Consider the following 17,099-nt stretch of genomic DNA (forward strand, 5'->3'; position numbering starts at 1 on the left):
CGGCAACCGGCCGGGTAACTTCGGGCACAAAGTACAAACAAAGAACACCAATCGGGAAATGTATGTGCACCGTTTATCCGATAATTTGCCCGCTTACCTATTCACTAGACCACCCAGAAATAGAGCACCCAGATTTTTTGCTGGGCGTGCAACCTCCCCGCATCCCTTGTGCATCTGGACTGTAAAACGGGTTTAGCGCTTTTTCTAAACCCCTAAACAATCGCCTGAAAAACCATGAAACCATTCCTTCTTCTCTGCGCTGCCGCCCTTACTTCGCTCACGACAGCTACTGCCCAAACCGCCCATACGTCGCCCGACGAAACTCCTTACAAGCCCCGCATCATCAAAGATTTTGGCTTTTATATCGGTATAAACGGGGTGAGTGGTGCCGGAGCCGATGGATTTCAGCTACGTCCGCTCGGGTCACGGTTTGTGGCTCTGTCATGGCGTCGGCAACTGCCCCTGAGCAACCGACCCGATGGCCCTCGGATTGGTGTCGGTCCCGAAATTGCCTGGAACAACTTTATGTTTGAGCGGGATCAGCGGCTGGTATCAACCGTAAACCCGGCCACGGGTCGGCAGGAGTCGGTGCTGGTGGGCGATAACCGCGACCTGAAACGGACTAAGCTGACCACGTTTCAGGGTAATATTCCGGTACTGCTCATGTTTGGCCCGTCTGATAGAGTAACCTTTGGGGTAGGGGCCTACGCCGGTATCCGGCTCGACAGCTACACGAAAGTAAAACCCGATGGCGGTGAGGCTACCCGTCAGCACGGCGGTTATAATACGACCTCGCTGCGGTGGGGGCTCACGGCCGAAGCCGCCTGGGGCGAAGACACCGGCCTGTTTGTCCGCTACGAACCATCCACGATGCTTTTCCGCGATGGCCAGGGCCCCAAAGTAAATGTTTGGTCAGTAGGTATCCGGTTGTAAGCCGGTGGAGCCTCCCCAATCGAAGCGAAACCGGCTTCGATTGGGGAGGAAAACGTGGCAACTCAACGGCCGTTATCCAGTAATTAGAGTAGTTCTATAGATATTTCGAAGTCATATTCTACCGTTCAGCACGAATTTTTATCAGTTCGTGCAACTTTCTGTTTCGGGCGCGCATCTCTGTAGTGACCTTTACGCCCATCAGCCGCTCTTCTGGCGTAATCTCAGCCACAAAATCACCTCAAATCCGCTTATCTACCCGATCCGACCGCTTGTGTAAGAAAAGGTACTTTGTAATGCCAGCTACCTACCTTTGCAATGTACTTCTTGCTTGAACAGGACAACAACAGCAATAATCGTCATGAAATCCGTTACACTTTCCCTTCTGCTTTTGCTCCTCAGCGCCTGTATAGTCGCCTTCGGACAATCGCCAACCAAACACACCATCAACGGTCAGGTAAAAACAGCGGCTGGCCAACCTCTTGAGTTCGTAACCATGCTGCTGGTACAGGCCTCTGACTCGACCAAGCTCGTAAAAGGGGCCATTAGCGATGCCAACGGGGGGTACGCCTTCGAAAACGTGACGCCGGGTCAGTACCGGATCGGGGCGCAACAGGTGGGTTTTGCCAAAACGTATAGTAAACCGTTCGCAGTCGATGCTACGCAGCCGACAGTGGCTGGCCCCGCACTGACCCTCGCCGAAGAGTCGAAAAACCTGAGCGAAGTAAAGGTGGTTGCCAAGAAGCCGTTTATTGAGCAACAGGTCGACCGGACGGTGGTCAACGTGGAAAACAGCATCGTATCGAGCGGCAACACGGCCCTGGAGGTGCTCGAAAAAGCCCCCGGCGTTACCATCGACCGCCAGAACGACCAGATTCAGTTGAAAGGGAAAGCGGGTGTCATTGTGATGATCGACGGCAAGCAGACCTACCTCTCGGTTCAGGAAGTATCGAACCTGCTGAAAAACACACCGAGCGACAACATCGAGAAGATTGAGATTATTACGAATCCCGGTTCTAAATACGATGCGTCGGGCAACTCGGGCATCATCAATATCAAGATGAAGCGCGACAAAAATTTCGGTACAAACGGCACGGCGATTCTGGGCGCGGGTATGGGTCGGTTCGAGAAAACCAACGCCAGTATCAACCTCAACCACCGCCAGGGCAAAATGACATCGTTTGGTAGCGTGAACGCCCGGTACGGCCGCTCGTTCCAGACGAATGACATCAGCCGTGTGATTCCCTTGCAGGGCCAAACGTCGTACTTCGACCAGAATTCGTACCGGGTCAATTTCTCGCGTAACGTCAATTTCCGGGCGGGCTTCGACTACAATCTGACGCGTAAAAGCACGGTTGGGGCCGTTCTGACCGGTTTCTCGAACCTCTGGGCGCAACCCAACGGCATCAATACGAGCTATATCAGCAATGCGAACCGCGAGGTAACGCTGGTGCCAACTACCAATATCCGGTCGGATAATCGCTGGAACAACATTACGGGTAACGTTAACTACAAGTATGATTTCGACGGAAAAGGTCGCGAACTGACCGCCGACGCCGACTATTCACGCTTCAACGCCGACAACCTCAACGACATGACCACCCGGTTCTACAATGCCGCCGGGGCAGAGGTGCAGGGCGCGCAGCGGTTCCGTAACCCGATGATGGCCGAAATCAATATCTGGGCCGCCAAAGCCGATTACGTACACCCGACCAAGAAGGGTAAAATCGAAGCCGGGGTGAAAAGCAGCCTCGTGAGTACCGACAACGACATGCGCTTCTTCGACATTATCGACAACCGCGAGGTGGTCAACGTTCGGCAAACCAACCGGTTCCAGTACAACGAAAACATCAACGCAGCTTACACCAACTTTGCTACCAAGCTGAACAAGAAAACGAACTTGCAGGCAGGCCTTCGGATGGAGCACACGCACTCAGAAGGCAAGTCGGTGACGCTGAACCAGATCGTTACCCGCGATTATGTCAACCTGTTCCCAACGGTACACGTTTCGCGGCAGCTCGACACTAACCACGTACTGAACGTATCGTACAGCCGCCGAATCGACCGGCCGAGCTACCAGGACCTGAACCCGTTCAAGTTCTACCTCGATAAGTACACATATCAGGAGGGTAACCCGTACCTGCGTCCGCAACTGACGCACTCGGTTGAGATGACCCACGTATACAAGAGCGCGTTCTCGACTACGCTTGGCTACAGCCGCACCAACGACGTGATTTTCCGCGAGGTGCCCGGCCAAAACCCTGCCGACTCGACCACGTTTGTGATGACCCAGAACATGCGCTTGCAGCAGAACGTGACCCTGACCCTGAGCTTCCCGATTCCGGTACGCAAGTGGTGGAACATGCAGAACAACATCACGGCGCTGTACAACAACATCGACGCTGAGTACCGGGGGGCTAACCTGAACGTGAAGGCGTTCACTTACAACCTCTATTCCGCGAACAACTTTACGCTGGGCAAGGGCTTTAGCGCCGAACTGGCAGGCTGGTTCAACTCAGCAGGGGTGTACGGAATCATGAAAACCCAGCCGATGGGCGCGTTCAGCCTCGGGGTGCAGAAGCGGGTACTCGACGGAAAAGGTACGCTCCGGGTCAACGTAAACGACCCCTTCTGGATCAACAAATTCCGGGGCTCGGCGCAGTATCAGGACATCAACCTCCGGGTTGGGTCGCGGTGGGAGAGCCGTCAGGTACGGGCCACGTTTACCTACCGGTTTGGTAATCAGAATGTAAAAGCGGCTCGTCAGCGGCAGTCGGCCACCTCGGCAGAACAAAACCGCGTACAGAGCAACAACTAAGATACCCGATGTGCGTGGGCCGGTCTTTCGGCTGGCTCACCACACAACCGATTCATTGAACAGGATTGACTTTAGGTTAAGAATACAAGTAGAAAGCCGCCCTCAACTTGAAGAGCGGCTTTTTTGTGTACCGGGTTTGGGCTGAGTTCATTGTGACAGGTTTCCTAAAAAAAGTTTTTTGACAGGATTACAGGATAAACAAGATTTTCGTGGGCCTTTATAAATCCTGCTTATCCTGTAATCCTCCGGGCTGCCGGGCTGCCAAAAAAAGAAACTTGTCCTATACCCTTCTGAAGCAAATGGTGCCCAGAAAGGCTTTTTCGTAGTATCTTGGGTTTTGATTCGTATGAAACGCCTGCTAACACTCCTTCTCATCGGCTTGCCGTACTGGGTCAGCGCCCAGTCAGACGAGTATGACCCGTATCGTCTGTACACGCCGACTCAGTTGCAGGAAGACCTGGCTGTATTGCAACGGGCGTTTGTGCAACTGCATCCGGGCCTGTACCGGTACACCTCGCCCGATAGTCTCAATCTGGCGTATCGGCAGGCCGTAGCGCAGATTGATCGGTCGATGCACGACGTCGAGTTTGGGTTGTTGTTACGGCCCTACATCGGGCGGGTGCGGTGCGCCCACACGGGACTGTCTATCTCCAAAGAACGCCAACGGTATCTGCGTCAGCTCCGGCAACCCCCGCTGCCCCTATCGCTGTTGGTGCGGGGCGACAAGCTGTTTGTGGCTACGCAACCCATGCAGGCCACTGGTATAGCGGCTTTTGAAGAAATTGCCTCGCTCGACGGCCGCCCGGCCACCGATCTGATTCGTCAGTTTCGGCCGATGGTTTGGGGGGATGGCTACTCGCAGACCGCAACCGACGGGATGCTGTCGATGCTGATGCCGGCCTTGTACCGGGCCGCCTATGGGTATCAGGATACCCTCACTGTACACCTCACCGACTCGACCGGCCGCCTGCGTAAAGTGGCCCTGCCCACGCGGGGTGTCTCGGCCCGTCGGTTGGCTCGCCATGCCAAAGCCGACACCGTTCGGCGGCAGCGGTCGGCTCTGCCTACCCGCACGGTACTCAACCGCCGGGGCATTCGGCTGTCGGTAGTACGCGAAGATTCGGCCATTGCTGTGCTCAAAATTGACCGATTTGCCGATGGGCCCATGCGCCGGGCTTTTGCGGCTGCTTTCAAGGAAATAAAACGCCGGGAAATTCGGCAACTGATTGTCGATGTCCGGGGCAACCTCGGAGGTAGTGCCCAAACCTGCCGCGATCTGGTACGCTATGTGGCTACGCAGCCGTTTGTGTTCTGGGACTCGACGGTGGCCAACGCCCGAACAGCCCGAATTCCGGGCGTCAAAACCTGGCTCAGCAGCCCGTTTGCGTACATTGATCTGCGGTTCCGGCTCCGGCGCGACGATCACGGGAACCTCCAGTTACCCACGTATCGCAAAACCGTTCGGCCCTACGAGAACCGGCGGTTTACGGGGCCGGTGTACATTCTAACGGATGGGCTCTCCTTTTCGGCGGGCTCTATTTTCCCGGCTTTGGCTCGGCAGTACAACCCCAATGTTCGGATTGTCGGGCGCGAAACGGGGGGCGGGGCCTATGGGTGTAATGCCGGCCAAAGCATTTTTGTGCAGTTGCCCAACACCCGAATGGTGGTCAAAATACCGGCCTACCGGATTCGGCTCCCCTTGCCCGGCCGCGATCAGGGCCGGGGTGTCATGCCTGATTACCCCGTGGCCTACTCGCTTGACGACCTGCGGCAGGGCCGCGACCGTGATCTCGAAACAGCCCGGCAACTCATGTCGCGCGACCGGGCTACGTCTAATACCTTATCTAATTCCCGTTGATTTTCGTCCGGCTTTGGCCACTTATTGCCCCTTCAGGCATCGCCAGAACCGAAATCATGCACCCCACATGTGGTATCACCTCACTAACCCTGACCTGATTGATTCGCCCGCCCTGCTCGTACATGCCGGGAATGTGGCCGACAATATTCAGAAAACGATCCACATAGCCGCTGCGGGTGGGCCCGAAGCAACGCCCGGAGCTGGAGCCGCCCGGTTGCGCCCGCATGTAAAAACGCACAAAATGCGCGCCGTGACCGATCAGTTACTGGCCGCTGGTATTCGTCAGTTTAAATGCGCGACGCTCAAAGAAGCCCGGATGCTGGCCGAAGCGGGTGCCCTCGATATTCTGCTAGCTTACCCCGTGGTGGGGCCCAAAGCGGAGGGGCTTCGTCAACTGGCCGATGCGTTTCCGGCGGTCCGGTGGGCGTGCCTGACCGATTCAGAAGCGGGGGCACGGCACCTCTCGGCTGTGTTTGCCGATGCCCCGCACCCGATCGACGTTTGGATTGACCTGAACGTAGGTATGGGCCGTACCGGTATCGACCCGGCGGAAGCCCCGGCTTTTGTTACGCAAATCCGTCAGCTTCCCGGCGTGCAGGTGGCCGGTTTGCACGCCTACGATGGCCACATTCGCGATACGGACTTTGCCGTACGTTGTGACCGCGCCGATGCGTCGTTTGCGCTGGCCAAAGCGGTGCAGCAACAGATTTTAGCAACGCATGGCGTTGAGCTACCCATCGTGGTAGGCGGTACGCCCAGTTTTCCGGCCCACGCCCGACGCACCGACCCCACCATGCAGCTGAGCCCCGGTACGTTTGTGTTCTGGGATGCCGGGTATGGGCAGGCCCTGCCCGATTTGCCCTACCAGATAGCCGCTGTGCTGCTCACGCGGGTGATCTCGGTTATCGACGACCAAACCCTGTGCATCGACCTCGGTCATAAATCGGTAGCGGCCGAAAACCCGTTTCCGAGGGTGCTCTTCCCCGACCACCCCGATGCCGAGCCGATTGGCCAAAGCGAAGAGCATCTGGTGGTGCGGGTGCCCAATGCCCGTGCGCACCAACCGGGCGACGTATGGTACGGGATTCCGATCCATATTTGCCCGACTGTGAACCTGTACGATGCCGTGCAGGTGGTAGCTGACAGGCAGGTAGTTGATCAATGGCCCGTAACGGCCCGGGGGCACTGAATACTATGAATTTAGCAGAAAACCGGATTAGCGGCACGAAAAACCAAAAACAATAAACCCAAAACCGATGATTATTGACGCCCACCTCGACATCTCGCTCAATGCTATGGAATGGAACCGTGATTATCGCTACCCGGTAGCCGCCATACGGGCGTCGGAGCAGGGAATGGACGATAAAATTGACCGGGGCCGTGGGGTGGTGTCGTTGCCCGAATTACGCCGGGGCGGCATTGGACTCGTGGTCGCCACTCAGATTGCCCGTTTCAACGGTACCGATTACACCGCAGCCTCATCGACCCTCACGGGGGCTATGCGGCCGGGGGCGGGCTGGAGTTCGCCGGAGCAGGCCTGGGCCATGACGCAGGCGCAGCGGGCCTGGTACGAAGCGATGGAAGACGACGATTCGGCGGGGTTTCCGCAAATGCGCCAAATCCGCGATCGGGCCGGGCTGGAGGCTCATCTGGCGCTTTGGCAGGATACGTCGGTTCCGAACGAGCAAAAGCCGGTGGGGTATATTCTGAGCCTCGAAGGGGCCGATTCGCTGGTGCGGCTGTCGTATCTGGAGCGGGCCTATGGCTACGGATTGCGGGCGCTGGGGCCGGCGCATTACGGGCCAGGCCGCTACGCACCGGGTACGGGTATGAATGGCCCACTGACCGCCCTCGGCCGCGACCTCCTGCGCGAAATGGACAACCTAAATATGGTGCTCGACGTAACCCACCTGACCGACGAGGGCTTCGACGAGGCTCTGACGTTGTACAAAGGCCGGGTGTGGGCGAGCCATCATAACTGCCGGGCGCTGGTACCGCATCAGCGTCAGCTTACCGACGAGCAGATTCGGCGGCTCATTGAGCGCGACGCCGTGATTGGTGGGTGTCTGGATGCCTGGATGATGAAGCCCGGCCTGACGCAGCGGCAAAGTAACCCTGCCGATTTTGGTGTGACGCTCGACACGCTAATCGATCATTACGACCACATTTGCCAGTTGGCGGGCAATGCCCGGCACATTGCCATCGGCTCCGACCTCGACGGCACGTTTGGCACCGAACAGTCGCCTGTTGATCTGGATACCATTGCCGACCTCGCCCGGCTGCCTGAGTTACTGGCCAAGCGGGGCTATTCGCCCGACGACATCGACGGGGTTATGTACGGCAACTGGCTGCGGTTTTTGCGCGAAGCGTGGACGTAAATCAGAAGCTGACTTTGTGGTAGATGTCCCGGAGGGACAGTTCTGCATCGCCCAGCTTGATTACGGCATCGAGTGTGTCGTAATCATCGTTGAGCCAGTGGTGAACATCACCGTTTTTGGTGTAAACCGAAACGTAGGGCAAATACTGCTCTACGTAAATAATGTACTGAACGGATGGGAGTTGCTTGTAGCAACGGAGTTTCAGGTTACGGTCCTGTTTCTGGGTCGAGTCGGAAAAGACCTCTACCAGCATGTACGGGTTTTTGATGCCCGCTTCCTGCCCTTTTCGGGGATACAGGTCGCTGGGGGCGTTCATAACTACCAAATCGGGCTTCACGGCCATTTGACAAGGTTCTACGTACACCGTTCGGTTGCTACCCATAACCCGAACATCTGGATAGTCGTAATAAATTGATCGTAGTGTGCCTGCCAGATTGGCGACGATGAGTTCGTGAAAGTCAGTTGCCATTTTTATACGAGCGCGGAGGTGGCCGTCTAGATATTCAATATCGTATTCCATTGGCGAATGCTCTTCGCCAATTTCGGACGCCACCTCCCAATACTCATCCAGAGAGACAGGCACTAAAACCTCCTCTTCGGTTTGAAGCCGTTCCACGATTTGTCCAGACAGACTGAGCGTTGCATTAACCATACTGACGCTATTTTTTTATCAAGTTAACGTGAATTATGGATAACGCAGGTCACGACTGCTTGATTTACAATTAGTTGCTGACGCTTGGGCCTTCGACAGGCTCAGGCTGACTGTAGACTTGAGAACTGCCTGTCAGCCTGAGCCTGTCGAAGGCCCAAGCGTCAGCCATTTTCCATAACTCACGTTAAGTTAGGACAAAAGTCGGGAAAAGCCAACCTCAATTAAACCCCATAGCCTGCCGCACGCGCTCGATGGTTTGGCGGGCTACCGCACGGGCTTTTTCTTCGCCAGCACGCAATTCTTTCTCCAATTCATCGGGGTTTTCCATGTAAAAGCTGAACCGCTCGCGCTCGGTGGCGTAGGTGTTCATAATCAGCTCGTACAGCTCCTTTTTAGCGTGCCCGTACCCATAACCGCCAGCCTCGTAGTTCTGGCGCATTTGGGCCGTTTGCTCGTCGGACGCAATGAGGCTGTACAACTGAAACGTGATGTCGGTATCGGGTTTTTTGGGCTCCTCCAGTGGTGTCGAGTCCGACTTGATTTTCTTAATGACCTTGTACAGATCGTTGGCCGGCTGGAAAATGTCGATGTAGTTCCCGTACGACTTGCTCATTTTGGCCCCGTCGATGCCCGGAATCGTCATGATTCGCTCGTCGATGCGGGCTTCGGGCAACACAAACACATCGCGGGCGGGGTCGCCGTTGTTGTAGGCCCGGTTCACGGCCGAGGCAATGTCGCGGGTCATTTCGAGATGTTGCCGCTGATCTTTTCCAACGGGCACCAGATTGGCGTCGTAGAGCAGAATGTCGGCGGCCTGCAACACCGGATACGTAAACAGACCCGCGTTCACCACCGAAGTCCCCAGTTTATCGGCCTTGTCTTTAAACGAGGTCGCATTCTGGAGCATCGGCATGGGCGTGAAGCAGTTCAGATACCACGCCAGTTCGGTATGCTCGGGCACCCGCGACTGCCGCCAGAGGGTGTTATGCTGGGTGTCGTACCCGAAAGCGAGCCATGTAGCCGCAATGGCCCGCACGTATTCCCGGCGGGTTTCGCCTTCTTTCAGGGTGGTGAGCGAGTGCAGGTCGGCAATGAACAGAAACGACTCATTGCCCGGCTCCTGCGATAGTTTGATGGCGGGGACAATAGCCCCCAGAATGTTACCCAGATGCGGCCGGCCGCTGGATTGGATACCTGTTAGGATTCTCATAGTAGGAATGCATAATGCACAATGCATAATGCGTAATGACGAACTGCCGTATCTACGAACACCCCATCATTATGCATTACACATTACACATTACTCATTAAGCATTACTTTCCTTGTGCCCCCACAACGGCGATAGCCACCATGTTGACGATTTCGCGCTCCGACGAGCCCAGCTGCAATACGTGTACCGGCTTGCGGATACCCAGCAGAATGGGCCCAATGGCGTCGGCACCACCTACTTCCGACATCAGGTTGTAGGCAATATTGCTGGCCGACAGGTTCGGGAAGATAAGCGTGTTGGCGCCTTCCTCGATCAGCTTGCTGAACGGGTGGTTTTGCTTCAGCAGTTCCGTGTTGAAGGCCAGGTGCGCCTGAATTTCACCGTCCACAATCATGTCGGGGTTGCGCTGATGCAGCATTTCAACCGCCCGGTTCATTTTCTCGGCGTCTTCGCCTTTGGCACTGCCAAAGTTGGAGTACGTAACCAGCGCAATGCGGGGCTTAATGTTAAACTGCTCTACGGCTTTGGCGGTCAGCTCCGTAATTTCGACAATCTCTTCAGCCGTTGGGTTGAAGTTCACCGTCGTGTCGGAGAAGAACAGCGGGCCGCGCTTGGTGAGCAGAATGTACATACCGGCCACCTTTTTCACACCCGGCTCGCGCCCAATTACCTGAAGGGCCGGCCGGATAGTGTCGGGGTAGTTGCGGGTCAGACCCGAAATGAGGGCGTCGGCTTCACCCGACTCCACCATCATGGCCCCGAAGTAGTTGCGGTAGTACATCAGCTTACGGGCTTCGCGGGCGTTAACCCCTTTGCGCTGCCGGCGCTGGAAATACAAATCAGCAAACTTCTGGATGAGGGCATCCTGTTCAGGGGCGCGTGGGTCCAGAATGGGCGTATCGCCCAGATCGATGTTATTCTGCTCGATCATCTGCCGGATCATGGCCGTTTCGCCCAACAAAATGGGGTAGGCAATGCCCTCGTCGCGCACTTGCTGAGCCGCCTTGAGCACTTTGAGGTTTTCGGCATCGGCGAATACCACCCGCTTGGGGTTCGACTTGGCCTTGTTGATGATCACCCGCGAGATCCGGTTGTCTTGCCCCAGTCGGCGGGCCAGTTGGCTTTCGTAGGCTTCCCAGTCGGTAATCGGCTCTTTGGCTACGCCCGATTCCATAGCCGCGCGGGCTACCGCCGGAGCTACCGTACTGAGCAGACGCGGATCTACGGGTTTGGGGATGATGTACGTCCGGCCAAACATCAGGTTGTCGGTGCTGTAGGCCATATTGACCAGATCAGGTACCGGTTTTTTAGCCAGATCGGCCAGGGCTAGCGTTGCCGCCAGTTTCATGGCTTCATTGATCTCGGTGGCCCGCACGTCGAGGGCACCCCGGAAAATGTACGGGAAACCGAGCACGTTGTTTACCTGGTTGGGGTAATCCGAACGGCCCGTAGCCATGATGATGTCGGGCCGGGCGGCCAGCGCTTCTTCGTAGCTAATTTCGGGCGTGGGGTTGGCCATGGCAAACACAATCGGGTTCTCAGCCATGCTCTGCACCATCGCCTGACTAACCACATTGCCTTTCGACAGACCGATGAACACATCAGCCCCTACAAAGGCTTCTTCCAGCGAGTGCAAATCGCGTGAGGTGGCAAACAGGGCTTTGCGCTCGTCGAGGTCGGTGCGGTCGGCACGGATCGGGCCTTTAGAGTCGCACATCACAATGTTTTTCACATTGGCGCCGAGGGCTACGTAGAGTTTGGTACACGAGATGGCCGAAGCTCCCGCGCCATTGACCACGATTTTGACTTCGTCGATCTTTTTACCCACAATTTCCAGAGCGTTCAGCAAGGCGGCTCCTGAGATAATAGCCGTACCGTGCTGATCGTCGTGCATCACCGGAATGTTCAGCTCTTTCTTGAGCCGTTCTTCGATTTCGAAGCATTCCGGGGCCTTAATATCTTCGAGGTTAACACCGCCGAAGGTAGGTTCCAGAATCTTAACAGTCCGTACAAATTCGTCGACGTTCTTGGTGTTCAGCTCAATGTCGAACACGTCGATATCCGCGTAGATTTTAAACAGCAGGCCCTTTCCTTCCATAACCGGCTTGCCGGCTTCGGGGCCAATATCACCTAAGCCGAGTACCGCGGTTCCGTTTGAAATCACGGCTACCAGGTTGCCTTTGGTGGTGTATTTGTACACATCTTCGGGGTTGGCGGCAATAGCCAGGCAGGGCTCTGCCACACCCGGCGAGTACGCGAGGGTCAGGTCGCGCTGGGTGCTGTATTCTTTCGATGGAATGACCTCCAGCTTGCCGGGCCGGCCTTTTGCGTGGTATTCGAGGGCGTCTTCGCGCCGTATCTTTTGTTGCATATGATCGGTTTCTGAGGGGTCTTGTTAAGAGTGCGAAGGTACGGAAGTACGACGAAATGGTCGTGAAAGTCTTTATTTTTGTCCTATGCGATTGTCTATTTTGTGTCTGTTTGCGGGCGTTCTGGCCGCTTGTGAGTCGGCTCCGTCTACGTACTCGTACGCACCCGGCATCGAGACTGCCGCTACTCCCGATGCCTTTGCTACCTCCCCGTCGCCGGTGTCGGTAGCGGCTCCGGCGGGCATGGTGCTGGTGCCCGGTGGCGTTACCCAGATTGGGTCGGCAGAGGGTTTAGACGCCGAAAAACCGGTGATCTGGGCCCGGATAGCCCCGTTTTTCATCGATGAGTCGCCTGTAACGGTAGCCGAGTTTCGCAAGTTTGTACAGGCAACGGGCTACAAAACCCAGGCTGAGACGTTTGGCGATGGGGGCGTATTCAGCGAAGAAAACCGGGGCTGGACACTCGTGAAAGGGGCGTGCTGGCACCACCCGCAAGGCCCTGATGCGCCCCCGGCCCCCGACAATCACCCCGTTACGCAGGTCTCCTGGAATGATGCCACCGCCTACGCTACCTGGGCCAAAAAGCGGCTCCCCTCCGAACTGGAGTGGGAACACGCAGCCCGCAACGGTCGCAACGATCAAACACTGTACTCCTTTGGCAACGACTTAGTGGAAAACGGAAAGCCCCGTGCCAACACTTGGAATGGCATTTTTCCTGAGAAAAACGCCAACACCGATGGCTTCAGGACGACGTCGCCCGTGGGCTACTTCGGCAAAACACCCCTAGGCCTTACCGATATGACCGGTAATGTGTGGGAGTGGTGCACCGACTGGCGGATGAATTACGGCGATTTGGTGGCCGGAAAACCCGCGCCCACCTCTGGCGACGAAAAAGCCATGCGGGGTGGGTCGTTTTTGTGCGAGCCAAGCTGGTGCCACGGCTACCGGGTGTCGGGGCGGTCGTTTAGCACCCCCGAAACGGGCCTGATGCACGTTGGCTTCCGGTGCGTCCGGTCGGTACAGTGAGGGTAGGGTTCAACGGAATAGTTTCCAAACGCAAAAAGCGGGCAATAGGCCCGCTTTTTGCGTTTGGAAAAGCGTGTTATTTCGATAAATCGTCTACCGAGAACCGCTCAATAAATGGCTCCAGAAAGTCGGTGTTCGACGGCATGTCCAGATAGTGCCTGATGCTACTAACCTGCCAGGTAGTAAACCAGCCTTTGAGGGTAGGTACGCAGGTAATATCGACAAAGTGCGAGTCCAGATAATACAGGCTCCGCATCTCGGTATTGCTGGTAACAGTTGTCAGAAGCGTCCCTTCTTTGTACGTGAGGCTCAGTTGCTCCTGTATATCCATCGATTGAAAGTCGGTCGTCAGCATTGTAGTAAGCGGATTCTATGATGAAGTTTCTTCTGTGTCTGTTTCGAGACTGCCTACAAAAGCTGTCTCCCTGTGGTTTTGTTAACGCATATTTACAGAAAAAAGGTTGAACTATTTGCAAAGTTTTGCAGAAAAATATTCAAAATAGCTTATAACTATTTATATAGTTGTTGTTTATGGCTTACAAAAACTGGATTTTGGCAGAAATAGGTGATAAAAAGCGAAAAATGCCACGAAGTTAAATTTTTCTAATCTTAGCCAGTGGGGCCGCCAAAACAGGAGGAAATGAGGGGAGTTGGCGAGGGTATGGCTCAGTGTTACAAAAAAAATAGGGACAACCGTCTGATGGTTGTCCCTGTGATTTCTGTTACCAAAAAATAGAGCCCGTTACCGGTTTACCAATAGCCGGTTGGTCAGCTTCCGGCGGCCCGTTTCGACTGCTACAATGTACGTACCGGCTGGTAGCTCGCGTACACTCATGCGGTAGGTGTTGGCCTGCAACCGCTCAACAGGTACGGAGAGCGGTCGACCGGTCATATCCACTACCTGCACCGATTGCAGCCCTCCCGGACCAAATAATTCTGACTCCATAAGAACCTCGTCGACGGCGGGGTTGGGGTACAAGCCAAACGTAACGAGTGGGTCTTCATTGGCGGCCACAATCTGACGGAACATCGGGGCTGGCTCAAAATTGCGGAGCAGCACACTATTGGCTGTAGCCGTGGTTTCACCAAGCCAATCGGTGAGGAGGGCCGAATATACCTGCCGGAAATCCATCTGCATCTTGATTGAGTTTCCATCAAGGTCGGTCAGCGACGGATTCTTGCCTACAAACTGGGTTTTGATGCCTTCGCCCGCGAACACAAACACTGGAGCGGCTACACCATGGTCGGTGCCGCGCGCACTGTTCGAACCGGCCCGGCGACCAAATTCCGAAAAGGTCATGCCAGCCACCCGTTTGTCGATGCCCATCATCTTAAGGTCGGTCATAAACGCCCGAATTCCGTCGGATACCATTTTGAGCAGGTTTGCGTGCGCCCCGATGCTCGTGTCGGTGGCATCGGTCTGGGTCGCGTGCGTGTCGAACCCGCCGATCGAAACGTAATATACCTTGGTACGTAACCCACCGTGAATCAACCGGGCTACAATCTTGAGCTGATCGGCCAGCGAGTTGCTCGTGGGGTAGGTGGCCATATTTTTACCCTTGCCAGCAGCTGCCTTGATTTGCCCGGCATACTGCACCGACGACACCTGTTGCTGCCGGATAAAGGCAATGCTGCGCCCGGCGGGTGTGTTGGCCGTGGTGCCGGGGTCAATGGCTGCTTTGTCACCTACAAGGGTCGCAAACGTATCCGGGTTCTGAATAGCAATCGCCATCGACTGCGAGGGGCCCAGCAACGAGGTCGACGTGATATAGTTAATCTGTACGGCGAGCGGGTCGGGCATGGCCGTGCTGGGGTACTTATCGGGATAGCCGGGAAACTCGGAGTCTAGGTACCGCCCCAACCAGCCTGTCGTGAGGGTTTGGTTGCTGTTGGCCGCCGTAAACCAGATGTCGCTGGCCCGGAAGTGCGACTGTGAAGGCGAGGGGTACGAAACTGAATGTACAATCGACATTTTCCCCTCGTTAAACAGGTCGCGCATACCGGTCATGGCCGGGTGCAGGCCCGTTGTAATGGTATTGGTGAGCCGCAGTACTTTGTCTTCTTTGATGGCAATATTGCTCCGAAGGTTGTTGTAGGCGCTCATCTGATCGAGCGGGATCACGGTATTGAGGCCGTCGTTACCGCCGTTGAGCTGTACCAGCACCAGTACCCGGTCATTGGTATCGGCCACTGAAGCGAGCGCATCGAGGAACGCCGTTTGACCGTAAGCGCGGGCGCTGTACCCACCGAGTACAACCGGAGTCATGGCTCCGGCAGCAGCGTATTGTATAAAATCGCGACGTTTCATTGTTTAGGACATTTGGAACTCGGCCATGCGGTACATGAACAGAAAGAGATTGTCGAGTTTGATCTTGACACTCATGCGCTTGGCGTTGGTGGGGCTCTGCGCATAATCATTCCATTCAGCAGGCCATTCGTAGCGCGGCAAGCCCGGCACCAGCACCTGATCAATCAGGAAATCTTTCTGTGATTGAGACAGCGGTACGGCAAAGACCAGATCGGTCAGCTCGTCCATCATCTGCACAGGGTCGCCGGGGTTACTCAGGGCTCTGACCACTTCAACCGAGTCGAGACCGTAGGTAACATTATTGTAGCGAATCTGCCCTCGTATAAACTGATCGGTAAAGAGCGAGCGTAGCGCCAGCGTGTTGGCACTAATCCAGATTCGGTCGAGGCCGGTATCGTAGTAAGGCGGGTAACCGAATACGGTTGGTTGTTCGTACACGTCCATCTGTTGCTCGCGGGCGCGGCCACGCAGGTAGTCGCCCAGCTGATTGAACGCGGTGGTGCCGTGTTCGGGCGTTTTGAGCCCCGCAAACCGGAACTGCCCCACCAGTAATTCGAGTGGCGACCGGATGATGGCCCCCCGGATGCTTTCTTCGTAGAAATGGTCGCTCGTAAACAGGGTTGTGAGTACGGGTTTCAGTTCGTACTTGTTATCCCGGTAGATTTTGGCGAGGGGCTCGATAACGTTTGATTCGACGGCCGGGGTAATCTCGGTACAAACAAAGAAGCGGTACAGCTTACGAATCAGGAACCGGGCTGTTTCGGGTTGCCGCAGAATCATGTCGACCATGTCGGCCAGTTCTTCGTCGCCAGCGGTGGCCCCGGTGCGGCCTTTGACCACATAGTTGCCATACGCAGCCGAAAACTGTTTGTTGCCGGTATCGTGCTGATTCGCCCGAAACGCAACCGTGATGTCGGCACTGGTGGTGCTGCGGAAACCCGTATCGGCCCAGCCGGTGAGCACGCGGGTGGCCGCTTTCACGTCGTCTTCGGTGTATTGGCCCCCCAGCCCGATCGTAAACAGCTCCTGCAACTCCCGCCCGTAGTTTTCATTGGGCTTGTTGGCTACGTTGACATTGCCGTTGAGGTACCGCAACATGGCCGGGTCTTTGGTCATGTCGATCACAAACTGCCGGAAATTCCCTGTCGCATACTGCCGAATAAGCAGCAGCTGCCGGTAGAGATAACGGGCGTCTGACACCGTAGCGTAGGTCGACACGAAATGGTTTTGCCAGAACAGGGTCAGCTTTTCGCGAACCGACGCCCCTTCGTTGATCATCAGGCCCAGCCACCAGTTCTTTAAGGCCGTTTGGTGGGCCGTTTGCAGGTCGTTGTTAAACGGCAGATCGACAAAGGTTTTTCCCGTTGTGGTGTCGATGGGGGGCGTAGGCGTAGGCTGATCGGCCAGCAACAGCGCCACGGCAGCTGCGGGCTTAAGGCCCGTAAACTGCCGGAGCTGAGCCGCCGTTGGACCAAAGGTAGCCCGTCGGAGCAGATGGGCCGCCTGTGTTCTCGTCAGCGATTGAGTATAAGTAGATAACCAGGGCATA

General features: G+C 55.9%; 12 protein-coding genes. 6 read left to right on the forward strand and 6 right to left on the reverse strand.

Annotation, left to right across the window (positions count from 1 at the left end; all coding sequences use genetic code 11):
- Nucleotides 1–234 precede the first annotated feature (234 nt).
- The 5 genes from F5984_RS00875 (at nt 235) to F5984_RS00895 (ending at nt 7,984) form a co-directional block, all read left to right on the forward strand.
- A complete protein-coding gene (locus F5984_RS00875; RefSeq protein WP_152121939.1) occupies nt 235–933 on the forward strand; it encodes a porin family protein in 699 nt (232 codons plus the stop codon).
- A gap of 358 nt (nt 934–1,291) precedes the next feature.
- Entirely contained in the window at nt 1,292–3,748 is a 2,457-nt protein-coding gene (locus tag F5984_RS00880) for an outer membrane beta-barrel family protein (protein ID WP_152121941.1), read from the forward strand.
- Between the two features lie 346 nt (nt 3,749–4,094).
- Nucleotides 4,095–5,606, forward strand: a complete 1,512-nt coding sequence (locus tag F5984_RS00885; RefSeq protein ID WP_152121943.1) for a S41 family peptidase — start codon at nt 4,095–4,097, stop codon at nt 5,604–5,606.
- 67 nt (nt 5,607–5,673) lie between these two features.
- Nucleotides 5,674–6,795, forward strand: a complete 1,122-nt coding sequence (locus tag F5984_RS00890; RefSeq protein WP_152121945.1) for a D-TA family PLP-dependent enzyme — start codon at nt 5,674–5,676, stop codon at nt 6,793–6,795.
- Between the two features lie 67 nt (nt 6,796–6,862).
- Nucleotides 6,863–7,984, forward strand: a complete 1,122-nt coding sequence (locus F5984_RS00895) for a dipeptidase (RefSeq protein WP_152121947.1) — start codon at nt 6,863–6,865, stop codon at nt 7,982–7,984.
- Between the two features lies 1 nt (nt 7,985).
- On the opposite strand, the gene F5984_RS00900 is transcribed toward F5984_RS00895, so the two are convergent.
- The 3 genes from F5984_RS00900 to F5984_RS00910 all read right to left on the reverse strand — a co-directional run bounded on the left by F5984_RS00900 (nt 7,986) and on the right by F5984_RS00910 (nt 12,218).
- Nucleotides 7,986–8,600: a Uma2 family endonuclease gene (locus F5984_RS00900; RefSeq protein ID WP_246168751.1), complete on the reverse strand. Its 615-nt coding sequence runs from the start codon at nt 8,598–8,600 to the stop codon at nt 7,986–7,988.
- A 253-nt stretch (nt 8,601–8,853) separates the two neighbouring features.
- Complete coding sequence (gene trpS / locus F5984_RS00905; RefSeq protein WP_152121951.1) at nt 8,854–9,846, reverse strand: tryptophan--tRNA ligase; 993 nt, start codon at nt 9,844–9,846, stop codon at nt 8,854–8,856.
- Nucleotides 9,847–9,950: 104 nt separating this feature from the next.
- Complete coding sequence (locus F5984_RS00910) at nt 9,951–12,218, reverse strand: NADP-dependent malic enzyme (protein WP_152121953.1); 2,268 nt, start codon at nt 12,216–12,218, stop codon at nt 9,951–9,953.
- Between the two features lie 85 nt (nt 12,219–12,303).
- Here F5984_RS00910 and F5984_RS00915 point away from each other — a divergent pair, with 85 nt between their 5' ends.
- Nucleotides 12,304–13,242, forward strand: coding sequence for a formylglycine-generating enzyme family protein (locus F5984_RS00915; RefSeq protein WP_152121955.1), 939 nt, complete (start codon nt 12,304–12,306; stop codon nt 13,240–13,242).
- Between the two features lie 76 nt (nt 13,243–13,318).
- Here F5984_RS00915 and F5984_RS00920 read toward each other — a convergent pair whose 3' ends face one another.
- The 3 genes from F5984_RS00920 to F5984_RS00930 form a co-directional block, all read right to left on the reverse strand.
- Complete coding sequence (locus F5984_RS00920) at nt 13,319–13,597, reverse strand: hypothetical protein (protein ID WP_152121956.1); 279 nt, start codon at nt 13,595–13,597, stop codon at nt 13,319–13,321.
- Between the two features lie 387 nt (nt 13,598–13,984).
- Complete coding sequence (locus tag F5984_RS00925; RefSeq protein ID WP_185155382.1) at nt 13,985–15,550, reverse strand: DUF1501 domain-containing protein; 1,566 nt, start codon at nt 15,548–15,550, stop codon at nt 13,985–13,987.
- A gap of 3 nt (nt 15,551–15,553) precedes the next feature.
- The gene (locus tag F5984_RS00930; RefSeq protein ID WP_152121958.1) at nt 15,554–17,098 is read right to left on the reverse strand and encodes a DUF1800 domain-containing protein; all 1,545 of its coding nucleotides are present in this window, start codon (nt 17,096–17,098) and stop codon (nt 15,554–15,556) included.
- Nucleotide 17,099: the final 1 nt, after the last annotated feature.

It is taken from the genome of Rudanella paleaurantiibacter (assembly GCF_009184635.1).
Lineage (GTDB): Bacteria > Bacteroidota > Bacteroidia > Cytophagales > Spirosomataceae > Rudanella > Rudanella paleaurantiibacter.

What these genes read in the sequence shown, in the direction of transcription:
- F5984_RS00875 (WP_152121939.1), top strand. Translation starts at nt 235, where the DNA reads ATGAAACCATTCCTTCTTCTCTGCGCTGCCGCCCTTACTTCGCTCACG.
- F5984_RS00880 (WP_152121941.1), top strand. Translation starts at nt 1,292, where the DNA reads ATGAAATCCGTTACACTTTCCCTTCTGCTTTTGCTCCTCAGCGCCTGT.
- F5984_RS00885 (WP_152121943.1), top strand. Translation starts at nt 4,095, where the DNA reads ATGAAACGCCTGCTAACACTCCTTCTCATCGGCTTGCCGTACTGGGTC.
- F5984_RS00890 (WP_152121945.1), top strand. Translation starts at nt 5,674, where the DNA reads ATGTGGTATCACCTCACTAACCCTGACCTGATTGATTCGCCCGCCCTG.
- F5984_RS00895 (WP_152121947.1), top strand. Translation starts at nt 6,863, where the DNA reads ATGATTATTGACGCCCACCTCGACATCTCGCTCAATGCTATGGAATGG.
- trpS (WP_152121951.1), bottom strand. Translation starts at nt 9,846, where the DNA reads ATGAGAATCCTAACAGGTATCCAATCCAGCGGCCGGCCGCATCTGGGT.
- F5984_RS00910 (WP_152121953.1), bottom strand. Translation starts at nt 12,218, where the DNA reads ATGCAACAAAAGATACGGCGCGAAGACGCCCTCGAATACCACGCAAAA.
- F5984_RS00915 (WP_152121955.1), top strand. Translation starts at nt 12,304, where the DNA reads ATGCGATTGTCTATTTTGTGTCTGTTTGCGGGCGTTCTGGCCGCTTGT.
- F5984_RS00920 (WP_152121956.1), bottom strand. Translation starts at nt 13,597, where the DNA reads ATGCTGACGACCGACTTTCAATCGATGGATATACAGGAGCAACTGAGC.
- F5984_RS00925 (WP_185155382.1), bottom strand. Translation starts at nt 15,550, where the DNA reads ATGAAACGTCGCGATTTTATACAATACGCTGCTGCCGGAGCCATGACT.
- F5984_RS00930 (WP_152121958.1), bottom strand. Translation starts at nt 17,098, where the DNA reads ATGCCCTGGTTATCTACTTATACTCAATCGCTGACGAGAACACAGGCG.